The following is an 18,122-nucleotide window of genomic DNA, read 5'->3' on the forward strand; positions in this document are numbered from 1 at the left end:
GACTCGTCATCTGTATTACCGATTGGCGTAAGCAAAAAATTGGCCGGCAGTTTAGTTGATTTAAATAAAGCACGTACTCTGGGTCAGCGATTAAAAATCTTTTCTAAATTGCGTTTAAAAGACTTATTACCGGTGCCACCTTCCGTTGCAGAATACTCAACCGGCCTGTCTATGGGACAAACCGCTGAGCAAATGGCTAAAACGCATAATATTAGCCGTGAAGATCAAGATGCCTTAGCACATCGCTCGCACTCACTAGCGACCCAAGCATGGGCCGATGGTAAGCTTAAAGATGAAGTGATGACGGCGCATTTACCGCCTTATAAAAGTTTTATTACTGAAGATAATAATATTCGTAAAAATTCAACTGTTGAAGGCTACGCTAAGCTTAAACCTGTGTTTGACCGTCAGCATGGCTCTGTCACTGCGGCTAACGCCACGCCTTTAACCGACGGTGCGGCCGCAGTGTTAATGATGAGCGAAAGTAAAGCCAAAGCACTAGGCTATGAAATTTTAGGTTACGTACGTAGCTTTGCATTTTCCGCCATCGGTGTGGAAAAAGACATGTTAATGGGGCCGGCGCATGCGACCCCTATTGCACTTGATAGAGCAGGGATCACCCTTGCTGATTTAGACTTAATAGAAATGCACGAAGCGTTTGCATCGCAAACTTTGGCTAATATGAAAATGTTTGCTTCAGATAAGTTCGCCCAAGAGCAGTTAGGGCGTAGCAAAGCGATTGGCGAAATTAACATGGATAAATTTAACGTTTTAGGTGGCTCATTGGCGTATGGCCACCCATTTGCTGCAACCGGTGCGCGTTTGATTACGCAAAGCTTATATGAGCTGAAGCGCCGTGGTGGTGGTTTAGCGTTAACCACAGCATGTGCTGCTGGTGGTTTAGGTGCGGCCTTTGTATTGGAGAGTGCGTAATGTCAGATTCAGTATTTAATTTAGCGGTTGATGAACATAATATCGCCGTAGTAACCATAGATGTAAAGGGTGAAAAAATGAACACCCTGCGCAGCAGCTTTGCCGACGACTTAAAAGCCTTGCTAGAAGAAGCCAAGCAACAAGCAGTTAAAGGCATGGTATTTATTAGTGGCAAAAGTGATAACTTTATTGCCGGCGCCGATGTAAAAATGCTCGATAGTGTGCAACAGCGTGAAGATGCGTTAGCCATTAGTGAATTATGCCATCATGCATTTTTTGATCTGCAAAACTTGCCATACACAACAGTGAGTGCCATACATGGCGCGGCGCTCGGTGGCGGGTTGGAGTTTGCGTTAGCCTGTGATTACCGTGTTGCTAGCGACAGCGACCTAACTAAAATTGGTTTGCCAGAAGTGCAATTAGGTTTACTACCTGGTGGCGGCGGTACGCAGCGTTTAACCAAAATGATAGGTATTCAAAAAGGCTTAGAGTGGATGCTTACCGGCAAGCAAATTCGTGCTAAGCAAGCTAAAAAAGCCGGTGTATTAGATGATTGTGTACCGCAGAGTGTGCTACTAAAAGTAGCCAAACAGTTTGCTGCGAAAGGGAAACCTCAGCCAGCAGAGCCCAAGCTTGATACCGTGAGTAAGTTATTAGAATCAAACCCGTTTGGCCGTAACTTTATCTTTAAAAAAGCCAAAGAAAACGTGATCAAGCAAACGGGTGGACATTACCCAGCGCCGCTGGCGATTATTAAAGCGGTGCGTGCTAGCGTCGAGCTTGATAAATTAAAGGCTTATAAAACCGAAGCAGAAAGCTTTGCTACTTTGGTTATGAGCGATGAGTCTAAGGCGCTGCGTAGTGTATTTTTTGCCACCACAGAAATGAAAAAAGACTGGCGCAACGACGATGCGCCCGCAATCAATAAAGCCGCCGTGCTCGGTGGCGGGCTAATGGGCGCAGGCATTGCCCACGTAACAGCTGTTAAAGCTAAACTCCCAGTGCGGATCAAAGATGTTGCAGAGCAAGGTATTAGCAATGCCATGAACTACAGCTATAAAATTTTAAGTAAACGGTTAAAGCGCCGGATTATGTCAAAAGCAGCACTGCAGCTGACCATGAACCGTATTACCGGCACCACAGATTACAGTGGCTTTAAACATATCGATTTAGTGATTGAAGCGGTATTTGAAGATCTTGAGCTAAAACAAGGCATGGTTGCCGATATAGAGCGTGAATGTCAGCAAAGTACTATTTTTGCCAGTAACACCTCGTCATTGCCTATTTCGCAAATTGCGGCACAAGCGCAGCGCCCTGAAAACGTTATCGGTTTACATTATTTCTCGCCAGTAGAAAAAATGCCATTGGTAGAAATTATTCCCCATGCAGGCACCGCAAAAGAGACGATTGAGCGCGTGGTAAACTTTGCCCGTAAGCAAGGCAAAACCCCGATTGTGGTTAAAGATACCGCGGGCTTTTACGTAAACCGTATTTTAGCGCCATACTTAAATGAAGCGGCTAACTTAATGTTAGCGGGTGAGCCAATTGAAAAAATAGACGCCGCGTTAGTGGAGTTTGGTTTTCCGGTTGGGCCATTGGCGTTACTTGACGAAGTAGGGATTGATATAGGCTCTAAAATTGCGCCGATTTTAGAAAAAGAACTCGGTGAGCGTTTTAAGGCACCCGATGCGTTTTCTCGTATGATTGAGTCTAAACGCCTTGGCCGTAAATCGGGTCGTGGGTTTTATGAATACGATAAAAAAGGCAAAAAGGTCGACGAGTCTGTCTATCAGCTACTTAACGTAACCCCAGCGCCACGTTTAAACAAAAGCGAAATTGCCAAGCGCTGTGTTGCACAGATGCTTAATGAAGCCGCGCGTTGTTTAGATGAAGGTATTATTGCCAGCCCACGTGATGGTGACATTGGTGCTATTTTTGGCATTGGTTTCCCTCCATTTTTAGGCGGACCATTTAGCTATATGGACAAACTCGGCGCGAGTAAAGTGAGCTCAGATATGTCGACGTTAGCCAATAGCAATGCCATCTTTGCTCCATGTGACACGCTAGTGGCAATGGCAGGGTCGGGCGCTAAGTTTTATGACACTCAGCCAAAGACAGCCGCAGAGTCAGAAGCAGTGGCATCAGAACCCGCGGAGCCGGCCAGCGATGATGCAGCCGCTAATGTTAAAGAGTAAACTAACAGTAGTTAACTAGTATATAGCTAAAAAAACCGCATTTTAATGCGGTTTTTTTATCGCTTTATCCCTAGCATAGCTGATAGCTATATGGCTTGAGTAAAACATGAGGAGATTTGCATGGTGGGTAATAACCACGCTTGAGCGATGGCCGTTCAAGCGTATGAAAAATATTGCTAGCAGTGTTGTTATAGGTGAGCTGCGATGAGTTTTTTATCTTTTTCAGGCATGTTATCTACCACTAAATTAAATGAATTATCAATCATGCGCATAATTTCATGTTGTTCAATGCTGCCGTCTAACACCACGGTGTTCCACAGCCGTTTATTCATATGGTAGCCAGGCATTACCGCGTTATATTTATCTCTTAGCATCACGGCTTCATCGGGATCACACTTTAAGTTTAGCCACCAAACAGGTTCCCCTTGCTCAGCTGTTTGACCTTCGCTGCTCAGTGCAAGGGTGGCAAACATTTTGTGATTCACTTTGTAAACATCCACCTCTTTGGCAAAAGGGTGGGTTAGTTTAACTAACGGCTTATTAATTAAATATTCATGTACAGTTGCTTGGTTCATGATCCATTCCTTGAAGTCATATACGATAAAACTACCATAGCAGTTTTTTTATGTTTGATGACAGCTATTTTAGCACAAACTCTAATTTTATAAGCCAATACAAGGCATAACCGTGTATTGCAGCACATTCTAGTTGAACAAAATCTAGTTCGTGGTATGTTTCTCATGGTTTAAAAACAATAGGAAAAAGACACATGCCAAAGGCGAGTGAAGTTAAAAAAGGAACCGCCATTGATTTCAATGGTCGCGTTTTAGTTGTAAAAGATATTGTGCGCTCTGTTCCACAAGGCCGAGCTGGTGGCAGCTTATATCGTATGCGTTTATACGATGTAGTGACAGGCAGTAAAGTGGATGAAACATTTAAAGACAGCGATATGCTAACGCTTGCAGATTTAACCCGTCGTGAAGCCATGCTTTCATACATTGATGGTGACGAGTATGTGTTTATGGACACGGAAGACTATACGCCATACAACCTTAATAAAGGGGCGATTAGCGAAGAAGTGCTGTTTATTAACGAAGAAACGCAAGGCGTACATGTGATTGTAATCGATGGCGCGCCGGTGGGTATCGATTTACCGTCAAGTGTAGAGCTGGTGGTAGAAGAAACCGATCCTTCAATTAAAGGTGCCTCAGCCAGTGCGCGCTCAAAGCCAGCACGACTATCTACTGGGCTGAATATTTCGGTGCCAGAGCATATTTCTACTGGCGATCGCATTCGCATTAACACCGCAGAGCATAAGTTTATGGGCCGTGCAGATAAGTAAGCAGGTAGCCATTTAGTGTAAAAAGCCGATATTTTCGGCTTTTTTTATGCTTATAAAAACGCCGCTCACTTTAAAGTTGCTCACTTTTTAGCTAAAATACGCGCCTTCATTGTTGTGACCTTCAGGTGCTGTGTTGGTTTTTGTATTAATAAGCTGTTTATTTATCGCCATTATGTATTTAGAAGCGATTAAAAAAGGCATGCCAGTGAAACGCTGGTTGTTGTTAGGCGGTGTACTGGGCCCGGTTGCCTGGTGTTTATTTACTGTGCATTACCGCCGTGCGTTGCTGCGCAACATTGGTTTCTCGAGTTGTGTTTGGCGCGCTTAATTTTTTAGCGCTGTGGTGTGTTTACTGTTCACTAAGCTAAGGGTCGATTGCTGCTGTTGTTGCTGTAAAAATACGGTAAATTCTTCTTTCGATAACGGTTTAGAGTAATAGTAGCCCTGCACAGTTTCACAGTTGAGTTGTTTTAGTATTTCTATTTGCGATGCCTGTTCAACACCTTCTGCAACCACATGTAGGTCGAGGTTCTGGGCTATGGTCACAATTGAGTCGACCATATTGCGGCCACGCTCGCTTTGCATATCATCAATAAACGCTTTATCTACTTTTAGTGTATTTAACGGGAACTGCTTTAAATAGGCGAGCGACGAGTAACCGGTACCAAAATCATCCATCGCTAAATGAATGCCGCGGGCACTTAACGCACGCATTACGGCAATGGCTTCTTTAGGATCGTCCATTACCGTGCCTTCGGTTATTTCTAGTTCTAAAAAGTAAGAGGGCAATTGGTTTTTTTGCAAAATAATATCAATGCGCGTGGTTAAGTTGGGCAAACTAAATTGTTTAGCCGATAAGTTCACCGCAACCCTGCCGGTAAATAGCCCGTCATCCAGCCATTGTTTTACATCTCTACAGGCTTTATCTAGCACCACTTCACCAATCTCTATGATTTGCCCGGTTTCTTCGGCAATAGGAATAAACACCCCAGGGCTGATAATGCCTTTTTTCGGCGTAATAAAGCGCACTAAGGCTTCCATACCAGCCAGTTTACCAGTGCGAATATTCATTTTTGGCTGGTAATACACTTCAAAATGGTCTTCTTTTAAACCAAAGCGCATCAAGTTTTCTATTTGCAAGCGTTTAACCGCTTGGCGGTTCATGGTGTCGTTAAAAAACAGGTAACTATTGCCTTTCTTTTTCGCGTGATACATCGCGGTATCGGCATTTTTTAATAACAGCTCAGGGGTATTGCCGTCTTCAGGAAATAATACGATGCCGACACTGGAGCTAATAGCTAGCTCATGGCCGGCCATTTTAAACGGTGTCGCAATGGCGGCTAAAAACTGCTTAGCGGTGCGGGTAATGGTATAAATATCGTTGGTGTCGGCCATCACCAGCGCAAACTCATCGCCCCCTAAACGATAAAACACATCGTTTTCGCGGGTGAGTTTGTTTAAGCGCATGGCAAGTTTTGCCAATAGGCTGTCACCGAGTTGGTGGCCCAAGGAGTCATTAATTTTCTTAAAGTTATCTAAATCAAATACCAGTAATGCATGGTGGGCATTTAATTTAACCAGTTTGTGTAAGTCGGTAAAAAATAAATTACGATTAGGTAAGTTGGTGGTGCGATCTCTATTTGATAAATTATGCAGTTGCGATTGTGCCTTTTTACGCTCGGTTAAATCAGAATACACCACCACATAGTTGGTGACTTGCTGTTGATTATTTTTAATTTCATCAATCGATATTTCTATCGGCAATAATTCATGTTCACTGTTACGCAACTTAACTTCTTGTTGTAAGTGCTCATGTAGTTGTACTTTGTTTTTGATAGCTTCAATGTAGCTTTTATCGTAACCTGGTAAGTTAAAATCTTTTTTTAGGTATTGCTCTCGAACCCCGCCAAACAAGGTTAAAAAACTGGGGTTAATATCGACTAACTTAAAGTTTTTATCAAAGATTGCGAGTGCATCGGTTAATGATTCAACACATTTTGCAAACAGGTTTAACCGTTCCTCGGTCTGTTTTAATTGAGAGATATCGCGGATGGTGCCGGTCATGCGCAGCGGGTTAAGGTTGGCGTCTTTTTCGATGATTTTGCCACGGTCGAGTATCCATTGCCATCGACCAAAATTATCTTTGACACGATAGCTTGCTTCAAAAAATGGCGTTTGTTTTGCAAAGTGTTTTTTTAGTAAGTACTCAACGTGAGGCAAGTCTTTAGGGTGAATACGGTTTTTGTTTGGTGGAAATCCCATCAACTCAGTGCTATCGGTTGGGTAGTTATCGTTAATGCGAATAACTTTACCGGTTTTTATGTCCCAATCCCATAGCGTATCGCCGCTGCCTTCGACGGTGCTTTTTAAACGTTTTTCTGAGAGCATAAGCTGATATTGTGAGCGCCTTAACTTGAAGATCACGCCAAGCAAAAAGCACAGTATCGTCAGCAGTATGGCACTGATGGTTATTGCCACTGTATTCAAATCTAAATTAAAAGATGCCTCTAAAGCGTATAGATTGTATGAGGCAATAAATAGCATGAACAATAGGGTTAATTTTATTATTATCATTTTTATTGTTTATCTAACATTTATTGTCAATTGCTAATCTAAATCAAGCCCCTCGCTGTGTCAAAGAGAATGGTGGGAAAGAGGCTGATTTTGCTGTTTATTACGATTTGATGCGCTTAACAGCTCATAACGTGGCCGGCTTTCATCAAACAGACGCAGCGCATAGCTTTTTATATCGGCCAAAGTTAACGCGTTTAATGCATCAAGCAAGCGCTGCTGCATACTAAACTCATGATCGCGATTGCCAATTGCCAACCATAAGCGCTGCGAGCGTAGCCGCAGGTTTTTGTCTTTTTCTGCTATGTGGGTGGTTAAACCGTGTTTTTGTTGCAGCCAGTCTTGCTCAGTTAATTCATCTATATTAGTTAAATACTGGCTAATAAAATGATTATGGCGGTGCAATAGGGTCGTTGCTGCAAACGTGGGCGACTGGATATAAAAAGCCATTCCGGCACGAGTATTAAATGGTGCGTAACCGGCACCCACTAAGTAACCTAACTGTTGGGTGGTGCGCAATTCGTTAAAGTAATCTTGGTTAATTAAGTGGTTTAACGCCATCATAGTCACTTTTTCGGTCACACAGTCGCTTTGCGCTTGATAATAAATCACCATGGCGTTATCGCTACAAGGCAGCGCTAGTTGCTGGCGAGTAACCTGTGCAATTTCAAATAATGGGCGTGTTAAATCATCGATCACCGCGGCGCTTTTTAAGTGCTTAGCGACTTTTTTCTGAAACTCGTAGGCATCATCCTGTTGCCAATTACCGTGTAAAAAAGACTCTACGTGCAGTGCGTTAAAAAACCCTGTTCTAAATTCATTAAACTGCTGAAAGCTGGTGCTCTTTAATGCATTAGCCAGTTCATCGGGCTGCGGATTCCAGGGCATTAATTTAGCCGCTAACACACTAAAAAGCTCGCTTACAGGTTTGTTTTGATTACTATTGCGCCAATGCCTTACCAGTTGCTTTTTATATTCGGCAAAGCGTTTTGAGCAAATTTTAACGTTAAACAGCGCATCAATAAGTTGATCCACTAACTCAAGCTGGCTCGACGATAATCCTGCTGTGTGCAGGGTTAACCCCCCTTGGTGTGAGGTTAAGTGATAACTTAACCCAGCAAGCTCAGCGGGGTAAAATTGCTCCCCCACGCTGTCCATAAATAAATCAGAAAATAGCCGTGTGAGTGCCATGTGTTTTACATCTTTAACGGCGTAATCCGAGTCCATCGCTAAATAAAAATGCCCTTTAACCACTCGAAACGTGTTGTCTTGCTTAAACCAAAAATCAAACCCAGGCTCGGTTACTAACAGTGTGGGCTTGCTTTGAGGAGTGTCGATGGCAAACAACACCACCTCTTTTGTTAAATAAGGGTTGATGGCGGGTAGCTGCATTTCGACCAGCGGGGTGTTTATCGCACTTAATGCGTCAATCCAGCAAGGAGAAAGGTGCTCCACTTTATAGGGCGTGTTGTACCACGCTGCTTTATGTTGCGGTTCAACCCCGGGGTGAATTAGCACTAAGCGCATATTTTGTGGTGTTAACCATTGCATTGCCAGTTCATGGGTGGCGCGTTTAAAGCCTTCCATTAAATAGTCGCCTTGCAAATAGTTAGCTTCATCATAATGCTGCATGTTGATGCTTAAATTACTCACCCAGTCTACTAAGCGAGACTTCTCTTGATTATCAAAGGCAATTTGCAGTAGCTTCTTTTTGTCTTCATAGAGGCGCGGTAACTGCTCAATATTATTATTTATTAAACAGATATATTCGAAGATCATCTCAATGATGTCTTCATAGTACTCAATGCCCTCATCGGTGAGCGCCATACTAATATTAAAGTCTTTGAAGTTACTGCCATTAATGCCACCCCCTGCCGATAGCGCGTTGATCCAGCCTTGCTGCTTCAAAATAGAATACAGCGATCCGGCGCCTTCATAACCCAATAAATGGGCAATAAAGCTGACGGTTTTATGGCGATAAAAATCGTCAATGTTGGGCATTGCAAAGCTCACAATCAGCTTTTGCATATGTTTGTGTGGCTCAATGTGTAGCACTTTACCTAGGTCTTGCGGACGATATAGGGCGGCGCTAATTGCTGCTTTAGCTTGGTTTTTATTACCCTTGATAGCGCTGAAATACTGTGTGACCCAGTGCTGTTGGGTATCGAGGGATTCATTGGCACACAGCACTAAAGTCATCCATTGTGCTTGATAATACTGCTGAAAAAAATCGCTTAGCTCATCGCTAATACAGCGCTCTCTATCGGCTAAGGTTTGTAAATTGCCCACCGAAAATTTCGCAAACGGGTGCGCGGGATTCACGGTTTCTTTATGTACCTGATAAATACGCCGACCATCGTCTTTTATTTTTAGCTTAAACTCAGCGTCAATGGCATTACGCTCTTTTTCTGTTTCTGCGGGGTTTAACAGCGGCGCAATAAAAAAGCGACTAAATTGCTGTAAAGCCGCTGCAAACTCTTGATTGTTAATATCAAAAAAGTAGCAAGTATGCTCAGTTCCGGTCCATGCATTGCTGCTGCCGCCGGCTTGTGAGACAAAGTTATTAAAGCTGCCAGAGTCTGGATAAAGATCAGTGCCTAAAAATAACATATGCTCTAAAAAGTGTGCTAAGCCTTGCCTGTCAACGGGATCATCAAAGTGTCCCGCGTTAACCGCCATCGATGCGGCGGCTTTAGTTGACTCTTTATCTTGCACTAAGAGTACTTTTAGACCATTGTCCAGTGTTATAGCGCGGTAGGCTCTGTTATCATTGCGACTGATATTCAAATGATGCTCCTGAAACTAAACGTTTACTTGTTAACAACAGATGATAGCTTCAGGACAGAAATTACAGCGATAAGGTTACCTGAATATCACGATAGGACTATTTGAGAAAATAAATAGTTTTACGTTATTAATATAGCGGAAGAACGGGCAAATTGGCTACTGTTTTATACTCTTTAATTGGTTGATTTATTATGAAAACAATCTTAATAATGCGCCACGGCGAAGCAACGCCAATGCAGGTCGATGATGCCGCGAGAAAGCTAACGCCAATAGGGCATGCCGAGGCTGAAAAAATGGGGCTTTGGCTTGCCAAACATTATGCACCCGATGCATTGTTAGTTAGTCCTTACGTTCGCGCACAGCAAACGGCGCACGGTGTTGCTAAAAATAATAAATTTAAATTTAACGAAACCAGTAAAGACATTATTCCAGAAGGGAAACCGCAAATAGCGGCAGATTATATCGAAACGTTAATAGCCATGCACCCAGAGTGCGACACTTGGCTAGTGGTGGCTCATATGCCCATAGTGAGCTATTTGGTGGATCAGTTATGCCCAGGCAATATGCCGATTTTTAATACCGGCGGGGTGGCGGTGATCCAGTATGACGAGCATACCCAGCGCAGTGAATATAAAAATATAAATGCGCCTGGCACTGTTTGATATTCCATAACTAAAATAGGATAAAGAATGACAATTGAACGCCTGCAAACCAATGCGCGTATGAGCCGCATTGTAAAACATAACGGCACCGTTTATCTGTGTGGGCAAGTGTGCGCCGATGCCGAACAAGATATTAAACAGCAAACGCAAACCATGCTCGATAAAGTGGCGGTTTTACTTGAAGAAGCTGGCAGCTCAAAAAAGCATCTGCTAAGTGCGACTATCTACATAAAAAGTATGGATTACTTTGCTGATATGAACGCAGTGTGGGATGCGTGGGTACCCGAAGGCCATGCTCCCGCACGTGCCTGTGTGGAAGCTAAAATGGCCCGCGAAGCCTTGCTGGTTGAAGTATCGATTGTGGCTGCCGTTAAGTAATTAGCAGCCAGAGTGTTAAGTTCGCCACGCTTAGACGATAAATACAATTAACTCTTTTGGTCCGTGCGCCCCATAAGCGAGTGTTTGCTGGATGTCGGCCGTTTTAGATGGCCCAGAAATAAGCACTACATTGGTGGGAAGCTTATTGTGCCACTGCTGCTTTTCAAGTAACTCACTAAAAGTAGCATAGAGTGTTTGGCTATCAACGATAACAAAGTGCACCGGTGGCACTAACGATAAAGTACGCGGCTCAGCAATGGTGGGCCACAATACAATTGTGCCCGTTTGCGCAATGGCGCAGCGAGAGCTGGTGATCCCCGCCGCAACCTGATCAAACAACCTCTCTTTATGTTGATTAAAATCAAAGTCATATTTTTCCAGCGTGATCGCGCTGTTAAGCTGCTCAATATCTTTCGTATACTGGCACTGCTCACCATACAATAAATGATTAATATTGCGTTTTTTTAACTCACAATAAAGATGCTCTGCTAACGTTTCGCGGGTCACCTGTATCACTTGCGCATGGTTACCTTTCAACTGCGTAGTAAACTGCGCAAGGGATTGTTGCGGCGTTAACTCTTCATAGCTGACAGCATGCTCTTGCGGCAGTTTATTGTAGTCTACCTGTTGGATCTGTTGTTTCAGCTTATCTAAAATACGACTGCGTGCATTACTCATTTATGGCTCCTTGCTTTAGCCGCTTCACGTTCTTTCACTCGTTGGTGTAATGTTTTTGGCGCTAGTTTTGGCGCCACTCTTGCTTTGGTCCAGGGCCCCAGTTTAGCGGGTAATAAAAACCGTAACCGGGTTGCTAGCCACATGCTCGATTGATACAGCCACGCAGAGCGATGAATCGTTGACCAGACACTCCATATCAGCGCTTCATTCCATTTACGACCACTGCCTTGGCCCCGCATTATATGTGGTTGCTGTGAAGCGGGTTTAACGCTTTCTTGGCGCAAGCGCAGTAATAATTTAGGGATCGGGATTTTAACTGGGCATACATCGCCACATGCGCCACATAATGTGGAAGCATTGGGGTGATGTGTGGCTGCTGCAAGGCCGAGTATATGGGGGGAGACGATTTTACCAATCGGCCCTGGGTACACGGTTCCGTAGGCATGGCCACCTATGCGGGTGTACACCGGGCAATGGTTCATACAGGCACCACAACGAATGCACTGTAACGTTTGGCGCAGCTCTTCATCGCTATACATTTGACTCCGGCCATTATCGAGTAACACTAAATGCACTTCTTCGGGGCCATCTTTTTCACCGGGCTGGCGCGGGTGACTGATCATATTAAAGTAGGTTGAGATCGCTTGGCCGGTTGCACTACGGGTTAATAAGCTCAGTAATGGTGGAATATCGACAAGCTTTTCGACCACTTTTTCTATACCGGTAATGGCAATATGTAAATTAGGCACTGTGGTACACATGCGGCCATTGCCCTCGTTTTCGACTAAGCAAAGCGTGCCTGTTTCGGCAACAGCAAAGTTGACCCCAGTGATACCGACATCGGCATGGCAAAACTTATCGCGCAGTACTTTTCTACCTTGCAGAATAAGTGCATCCACGTCGGTGGTGTGCTCAAAGCCTGCAATATTTTGTTTAAATAAATCGGCAACTTGCTGCTTATTTTGGTGAATCGCTGGCATGATAATATGTGATGGATGCTGCTTGGCAAGTTGCACTATGTACTCACCCATATCCGACTCTAAACACTCAATATTATGCGCTTCGAGGTGATCGTTAAGCGCGGTTTCTTCAGACACCATCGACTTACCTTTAACCACCGTTTTGCCATTTTTATCGGCAATAATCGTGCTAATAATTTCATTGGCTTGGCTGGTGGTTTCGGCCCAATGCACTTTAATACCGTTTTGTGTAAGTTGTTGTTCTAACTGCTCTAACAAAATAGGTAGCTTAACTAAACTGCGTTGTTTTATCAGTTTGCATTGTTCTCGAAGCGTTTCTAGCTCATCAGGATCGCTAAACGCGAGTTTGCGTTTTTCGACTAGGTAATCCATGGCGCCACGAAAATTACTGCGCAGCTCATCGTTTGCTAAGTCGCGTTTAACGTTTTCTTTAAAGGCGCGCGCCGAGGCCGCATATTTACTTTCGTCTTGCGTTTTTTTACGTGGATCATGATGTTTCACACTCATACATCACCTTCTGCACTAGTGCGGCTTAACAGGTAGCTGGCAATATGCTCTCCTTGCAAGGGTGCCTTTTGATGGGCAAGCGCACCATTAATATTCATCATACAGCCCCAGTCAGCACTGACATAACGAACCACATCAGCGGCCAGTAAATTGGCGCTTTTATCAGCCACCATGGCATTTGAAATATCGCCATGTTTTACTGCAAACGTGCCGCCAAAGCCGCAGCACTCACTTTCGTAGTTGTGAGTTATTAACTCGACATTATCGAGCTGAGTTAATAATTTTTTGCCGGTAATATGCACCCCCATTTCACGTCGTGCAGCGCACGAGGTATGCAGTGCCACCCGCTCTTTGGCGCCGTTATCGCTGAGCTTTATATTTAATGCGTGCACTAAAAACTCGGTGAATTCAAAAATACGCTCACAAAACGCATTAATATTTGGCTCATCTTTGAGTAGCTCTTGGTAGTGGTGGCGCATCATGCCGCCACAGGAGCCGGAAATAACCACAATGGGAATATCTAATGAAAAATGTTTTATTTGCTCACGCGCCACCGCTTGGGCTTGTTCGGTATAACCCGAGTTGTATGCGGGTTGACCACAGCAGCTTTGTCCCTGTGGAAAAATAACCTCAATGCCTTGGCGCTCTAAAAACTCAATGGCATCCATACCCGAGTCAGGAAACAGCGTATCGCTGAGGCACGTGCCGAATAAGTAAACCTGCGTTGGGTTTGCGGGGTAATGTCTTAAGTGCTGTGTATTTAACTGGCTCATTGCTAATCCTTGTTATCCTAAGTGGCTTAATGGGTCGGTAATATTAAAGACGTAACTGGCGATTAAACCGATTATTCCCGCAGTGATGACGTAGTAGAGTGTGGGTATGATTGTGCGCTTTATAGTCGCCCCTTCTTGATTGAGCAAGCCCACGGTTGCTGAAGCAGCGACTACATTATGAATGGCTATCATATTACCGGCGGCAGCCCCGATGGCTTGTAGAGCAACCATTAAGGCACCGGAAATAGACAATGCATGGGCTACTTCAAATTGAAACTGACTGAGCATCATATTGCTAACCGTATTTGAGCCAGCGATAAATGCGCCTAAAGCGCCGACCATAGGGGCGAAAAGGGGGTAAATGTCACCAAAAGTTAGGGCTATTAAATTAGCCATTGCTACCGGCATGGCGGCTAAGCCGGCGTCGTTCACCCCAGAGTTTATTAAAATGCGTACCATAGGAATGGTAAAAATTAATACAAACCCTGCACTGAGCAGCACTTTTGAGGCATCCTTCGCGGCATCGGTGATCTCTGCCACTTTCATGTTATGAATAAACAGCGTCAGCAATGAGACACACAATAAAATACCGCCGGGTAAATACAGGGGCGCAATACTGCCGCTAATGCCTGGCTCATTTAAAATGTCGTTAAATTGCAATGAGAATTGATTAAGCAACGCTTTGAAGTCATTCGATAAACGACTCGCTACCAACAATAAAGCGACCAACAAATACGGCAACCATGCTCTAAATAAGGACATGGGGGCTTTGCCTTTTACGGGCGCACTAAACGCAATATTACCCAGCCACGTTGCAGGCCATTGCTCGCGTGGGGCAAAGTCCCATGACTCAGTAGGAATTAAAAACTTCGCTTTAGCGCACGGCACCACGATAGCTAACCCCACCAGAGCACCAATTAAAGATGGGAATTCAGGGCCGATAAAGATCCCCGTTAATGCATAAGGAAGGGTAAACGCAAGCCCCGCAAAAAGAGCAAAAGGCGCCACTTTTAGCCCCTCACGCCAACTGTTATTTTTGCCAAAAAAGCGCGTCATCATACAAATCATTAATAACGGCATTAAGGTGCCGGTAATGGCATGGCCAATGGCAACTTCAGAGGTGATCAGCGCTAAAAATTGCTCCCAGTTACTGTTATTTGCCAGCAATTGTTCACTGAGTAATGCTTTATCTAAGCCATTATTAACGCCAATAATAATCGGCGTACCCACAGCACCAAACGAGACAGGGGTCGATTGGATCATCATACCTATCATAATGGCCGCTAAGGCAGGAAAGCCCATTGCCACCAACAGTGGCGCTGCGATGGCAGCGGGTGTGCCAAAACCTGTTGCGCCCTCAATAAATGAGCCAAATAACCAAGCAATAATAATAACCTGCACGCGTCTATCGGGGCTTATGTCAGCAAAGCCACTGCGAATAGTGGCGATGGCACCAGAATACTGTAAGGTATTGAGCAACATAATGGCGCCAAAAATAATCCACAACACTGAGATGGTCACCAGCATGCCTTGCAGGCTACTGGCTAAAATACGGTTAAATGACATTTCCCAAGCAAAATAGGCGATAGCCATAGTAACTATTAACACCACAGGCATGGCTCGCTTTGCAGGCCACTGCAAAGGGATCAGCAATAATGCAGCCAGTAAGATAGGAGTAAAGGCAAGCAGAGCTTGCAGGTAAATCGACATAAAGTAACCACGCTTAATTTTTATAATCATTTTTATGCCATTACTCTAGTAGTTAATTTATTGTTTATATATAGTCTGTAAATTAATAAATTGTTTCCAAAAAAGGCGTAATTAATGGCTAACGCGCATGAGCTGACATTATTTTCACTGGTGGTTGATGCCCAATCATTTAATAAAGCCGCCGAGCTTGCGGGGATATCGACCCCCGCGCTTTCTAAAAAAATTAGTAAGTTAGAAAAAGATCTCGGGGTACAGTTGTTATACCGAACAACTCGTAGGTTAAGCTTAACCGAAGCGGGCAGTTCGCTTTATCAACATGCAAAATCGATAGAATCACAACTCAGTGACGCATTAAACAGTGTCAGTGCATACCGCGGAGCAATTAGCGGTTCGATTAAAATGACCGTGCCGACTATTTCTGGCGAGCTACTGCTTTCGCAAGTGGTTGGCAAATTTTGTGAAAAGTACCCACATGTGAATGTGGATATGCGACTTGAAAATGACTTTATTGATTTGGTTGATAAACGCATTGATTTAGCCATTCGAACCGGGGTATTAGCAGACTCGAGCTTAATTGCAAAACCGATTATAAACTCACGCTGGGTGGTGTGCTGTGCGCCCAGTTATATCCAAAAGTTTGGTGAACCCCGCAATTTAGACGAACTGAGTCGCCATAACTGCTTAGCCTATACCTATCAAAATAAAGGCGCTCACGAATGGCGTTTTACTCACCAAGGTGAAGAGGTAAGCGTGACCATAAAAGGTAATTTTTCGGCCAATACCGCCCAAGCACTGAGGCAAAATGCGCTATCGGGTTTTGGTATTGTGTATGTGCCACGGTGTTGTGTGTATGAGCACTTAATTAGCGGCGAATTGGTGGCAATTTTAGCTGAATATAAACCCCGAGAGTTAGGGGTGTATGCGGTGTATCCGTATACCCGTCATCAACCAGAAAAAATTAAACTCTTAATAGAGCATATAACAAATGCCTACAACGAGCTTAGTGATTACTTTTAAGCGGCGAAAGCGACCACGGTTAGACAAGGTATTACAGTAAAATACTCAACCAAAAGCTAAAACTAACTGCACTTAATACCGTCGACATCACCACGGCGCTGGCTAAGGTGGCTTGATGCTGCTTTATTTGCTCGGCAATGAGATAGGCATTCACGCCTAAGGGCGAGGCACTTAATAAGATCAGTACATTCAGCAGCCGTGATTCAAGCTCAAAGATAAAACGCCCTAGCAGTAACACCAAACAAGGCAGTAATAGCAACTTAAGTAGCGTGGCAATGGCGGCCGCTTGCCAGTTTTGGCTCATTTTATAAAAGGCCAAATTAGCCCCTAATACAAACAAGGCACAACCAATGGCGGGTTGCGCAAGTAATTCCAGGCCGTTTACTATGTCGTTGGGCAAGGTTACACCACTGGCGTTCACTAACAAGCCGACACTAATGCTGAGTACGACTGGGTTTAATAGCATATTTTTGGCAAATTGCTGCCACGAAAAGGCACGCTTATCGCCTCGCGCACTGAGCAAAAAGGTCAGCGAAAACAGCAGTGCACTATGAAAGGTGATGATCATAAAGACAATACCTATCATATCATCACCAATGGCGGCAATAATAATTGGTAACCCTACCAGTACGGTATTTGAATAACTACTGCCTAAGGCGAATACACTGTGGCGTTGAAATTCGCTGCGCTGCGTAATTAACATGCGGTCGATTAACGCGCCAAGCAAAAAAATAGTTACCACCGCGATATAAAACGTTAAAAAACCCTCTAGGCTCACGCTACTGTGCAAATTGGCTTGCGCCATATTTAATAATAAAAAGGCGGGAATACTAATAAAGAAGGTGAACTTACTTATACCCGCAATATGCTGCTGGGTTAAAAATTGACTTTTGGTGCTAATAAAGCCAGCCGTAACCAAAAAAACCAGCGGGAAGATAATTGAAAAAATAGCCAAAAACAGAGCCTTTAATAGTATTTAGCGCCTAAATTCATCACTTTGCGGTAAATTAATTAAAATTAGCACCGCGCCTTTACCGCCATACTCAAGCGGGGCTTGATGCATTGCAATCACGTCGGGGTGCTGCACTAAATACTGCGGTACTTTATGTTTTAAAATACCACCGCCAATACCGTGCACCACACACGCGCAATAGTAATGTTGCTTTTTACATTCGTGAATTAATCCGGCGAGCTCATCTTTGGCCACTTCTTTATTTAAACCATGTAAGTCGAGGGTTAAATCGGGGATAAAGTCGCCGCGACGTAGCTGTTTAGCTAAATAACGGTCTTGGCCCTGTTGTACATAATTCACTGTGCCATGCGTATCAATATCAGGTACATATTCATCGGAAAAAAAGAATTCTGACTGATGTTGCTTTTTTTGCTGGGCAAATAGCTTAGCTTGTGACATTTTAGGCTTATTAGCAAAGCGGTGAGTGTCTTGTTTAAACACGCGCGCACCACTGATACTTTGACGAAACAAGTCAATGTCATCAGGAGCAAGAGGGCTGTTTGAATCGGAGTATTTTTTCATTACGGCAGTCTAAACAAAAAAACGCTAAAAATCGAGATAAAAGCGACGTTGAAAA

At 44.0% G+C, this 18,122-nt stretch carries 16 protein-coding genes; 7 read left to right on the forward strand and 9 right to left on the reverse strand.

Annotation, left to right across the window (positions count from 1 at the left end; translation table 11 throughout):
• Both fadI and fadJ read left to right on the forward strand, forming a co-directional pair.
• The coding region (gene fadI, locus ABYB02_RS07155; RefSeq protein WP_372761781.1) for an acetyl-CoA C-acyltransferase FadI at positions 1 to 933 on the forward strand (933 nt) is incomplete at its 5' end.
• Positions 933 to 3,128 (forward strand): fatty acid oxidation complex subunit alpha FadJ, encoded by a 2,196-nt coding sequence (fadJ, locus tag ABYB02_RS07160; RefSeq protein ID WP_372761782.1) that lies wholly within the window; start codon positions 933 to 935, stop codon positions 3,126 to 3,128. The genes fadI and fadJ, both read left to right, overlap by 1 nt.
• 188 nt (positions 3,129 to 3,316) lie before the next feature.
• On the opposite strand, the gene ABYB02_RS07165 is transcribed toward fadJ, so the two are convergent.
• Positions 3,317 to 3,703, reverse strand: a complete 387-nt coding sequence (locus tag ABYB02_RS07165) for an MmcQ/YjbR family DNA-binding protein (protein ID WP_372761783.1) — start codon at positions 3,701 to 3,703, stop codon at positions 3,317 to 3,319.
• Between the two features lie 194 nt (positions 3,704 to 3,897).
• On the opposite strand from ABYB02_RS07165, the gene yeiP reads away from it, so the two are divergent.
• Complete coding sequence (gene yeiP, locus ABYB02_RS07170) at positions 3,898 to 4,470, forward strand: elongation factor P-like protein YeiP (RefSeq protein ID WP_372761784.1); 573 nt, start codon at positions 3,898 to 3,900, stop codon at positions 4,468 to 4,470.
• A 133-nt stretch (positions 4,471 to 4,603) separates the two neighbouring features.
• Positions 4,604 to 4,798 (forward strand): hypothetical protein, encoded by a 195-nt coding sequence (locus ABYB02_RS07175; RefSeq protein WP_372761785.1) that lies wholly within the window; start codon positions 4,604 to 4,606, stop codon positions 4,796 to 4,798.
• Here the strand turns inward: ABYB02_RS07175 and ABYB02_RS07180 are convergent.
• Positions 4,795 to 7,044 carry an EAL domain-containing protein gene (locus ABYB02_RS07180; RefSeq protein ID WP_372761786.1) on the reverse strand — a complete coding sequence of 750 codons (2,250 nt, stop codon included), beginning with the start codon at positions 7,042 to 7,044 and terminating at the stop codon, positions 4,795 to 4,797. The genes ABYB02_RS07175 and ABYB02_RS07180 overlap by 4 nt on opposite strands.
• Positions 7,045 to 7,104: 60 nt before the next feature.
• Positions 7,105 to 9,828, reverse strand: a complete 2,724-nt coding sequence (locus tag ABYB02_RS07185) for an insulinase family protein (RefSeq protein WP_372761787.1) — start codon at positions 9,826 to 9,828, stop codon at positions 7,105 to 7,107.
• Positions 9,829 to 10,019: 191 nt separating this feature from the next.
• On the opposite strand from ABYB02_RS07185, the gene sixA reads away from it, so the two are divergent.
• On the forward strand, positions 10,020 to 10,490 hold the full coding sequence (gene sixA / locus ABYB02_RS07190; RefSeq protein ID WP_372761788.1) for a phosphohistidine phosphatase SixA: 471 nt from the start codon (positions 10,020 to 10,022) through the stop codon (positions 10,488 to 10,490).
• Positions 10,491 to 10,517: 27 nt separating this feature from the next.
• Positions 10,518 to 10,868 (forward strand): RidA family protein, encoded by a 351-nt coding sequence (locus ABYB02_RS07195; protein WP_372761789.1) that lies wholly within the window; start codon positions 10,518 to 10,520, stop codon positions 10,866 to 10,868.
• Positions 10,869 to 10,898: 30 nt separating this feature from the next.
• Here the strand turns inward: ABYB02_RS07195 and ABYB02_RS07200 are convergent, their stop codons facing one another.
• The 4 genes from ABYB02_RS07200 to ABYB02_RS07215 are packed head-to-tail and all read right to left on the reverse strand — an operon-like array spanning position 10,899 to position 15,546.
• Positions 10,899 to 11,546: a lactate utilization protein C gene (locus ABYB02_RS07200; RefSeq protein ID WP_372761790.1), complete on the reverse strand. Its 648-nt coding sequence runs from the start codon at positions 11,544 to 11,546 to the stop codon at positions 10,899 to 10,901.
• Positions 11,543 to 13,033: a LutB/LldF family L-lactate oxidation iron-sulfur protein gene (locus ABYB02_RS07205; protein ID WP_372761791.1), complete on the reverse strand. Its 1,491-nt coding sequence runs from the start codon at positions 13,031 to 13,033 to the stop codon at positions 11,543 to 11,545. Before ABYB02_RS07205 ends, ABYB02_RS07200 begins: the two co-directional genes overlap by 4 nt.
• Positions 13,030 to 13,806 carry a (Fe-S)-binding protein gene (locus ABYB02_RS07210; protein ID WP_372761792.1) on the reverse strand — a complete coding sequence of 259 codons (777 nt, stop codon included), beginning with the start codon at positions 13,804 to 13,806 and terminating at the stop codon, positions 13,030 to 13,032. Before ABYB02_RS07210 ends, ABYB02_RS07205 begins: the two co-directional genes overlap by 4 nt.
• Before the next feature lie 12 nt (positions 13,807 to 13,818).
• Entirely contained in the window at positions 13,819 to 15,546 is a 1,728-nt protein-coding gene (locus ABYB02_RS07215) for an L-lactate permease (RefSeq protein WP_372761793.1), read from the reverse strand.
• 84 nt (positions 15,547 to 15,630) lie between these two features.
• Between ABYB02_RS07215 and ABYB02_RS07220 the strand changes: the two genes are divergently transcribed.
• Positions 15,631 to 16,533 (forward strand): LysR substrate-binding domain-containing protein, encoded by a 903-nt coding sequence (locus ABYB02_RS07220; protein ID WP_372761794.1) that lies wholly within the window; start codon positions 15,631 to 15,633, stop codon positions 16,531 to 16,533.
• A gap of 31 nt (positions 16,534 to 16,564) precedes the next feature.
• Here the strand turns inward: ABYB02_RS07220 and ABYB02_RS07225 are convergent, their stop codons facing one another.
• Together ABYB02_RS07225 and smrB are read right to left on the reverse strand one after the other, a co-directional pair.
• Complete coding sequence (locus ABYB02_RS07225) at positions 16,565 to 17,488, reverse strand: AEC family transporter (protein WP_372761795.1); 924 nt, start codon at positions 17,486 to 17,488, stop codon at positions 16,565 to 16,567.
• 21 nt (positions 17,489 to 17,509) lie between these two features.
• Positions 17,510 to 18,067: an endonuclease SmrB gene (gene smrB / locus ABYB02_RS07230; protein WP_372761796.1), complete on the reverse strand. Its 558-nt coding sequence runs from the start codon at positions 18,065 to 18,067 to the stop codon at positions 17,510 to 17,512.
• Positions 18,068 to 18,122: the final 55 nt, after the last annotated feature.

The sequence above is a fragment of the Pseudoalteromonas sp. genome (assembly GCF_041613455.1).
Lineage (GTDB): Bacteria > Pseudomonadota > Gammaproteobacteria > Enterobacterales > Alteromonadaceae > Pseudoalteromonas.

Coding starts and splice junctions, on each gene's coding strand:
- ABYB02_RS07220 (WP_372761794.1), top strand. CDS start 15,631: ATGGCTAACGCGCATGAGCTGACATTATTTTCACTGGTGGTTGATGCC.
- ABYB02_RS07215 (WP_372761793.1), bottom strand. CDS start 15,546: ATGATTATAAAAATTAAGCGTGGTTACTTTATGTCGATTTACCTGCAA.
- ABYB02_RS07165 (WP_372761783.1), bottom strand. CDS start 3,703: ATGAACCAAGCAACTGTACATGAATATTTAATTAATAAGCCGTTAGTT.
- ABYB02_RS07205 (WP_372761791.1), bottom strand. CDS start 13,033: ATGAGTGTGAAACATCATGATCCACGTAAAAAAACGCAAGACGAAAGT.
- ABYB02_RS07180 (WP_372761786.1), bottom strand. CDS start 7,044: ATGATAATAATAAAATTAACCCTATTGTTCATGCTATTTATTGCCTCA.
- yeiP (WP_372761784.1), top strand. CDS start 3,898: ATGCCAAAGGCGAGTGAAGTTAAAAAAGGAACCGCCATTGATTTCAAT.
- smrB (WP_372761796.1), bottom strand. CDS start 18,067: ATGAAAAAATACTCCGATTCAAACAGCCCTCTTGCTCCTGATGACATT.
- ABYB02_RS07200 (WP_372761790.1), bottom strand. CDS start 11,546: ATGAGTAATGCACGCAGTCGTATTTTAGATAAGCTGAAACAACAGATC.
- sixA (WP_372761788.1), top strand. CDS start 10,020: ATGAAAACAATCTTAATAATGCGCCACGGCGAAGCAACGCCAATGCAG.
- ABYB02_RS07195 (WP_372761789.1), top strand. CDS start 10,518: ATGACAATTGAACGCCTGCAAACCAATGCGCGTATGAGCCGCATTGTA.
- fadJ (WP_372761782.1), top strand. CDS start 933: ATGTCAGATTCAGTATTTAATTTAGCGGTTGATGAACATAATATCGCC.
- ABYB02_RS07210 (WP_372761792.1), bottom strand. CDS start 13,806: ATGAGCCAGTTAAATACACAGCACTTAAGACATTACCCCGCAAACCCA.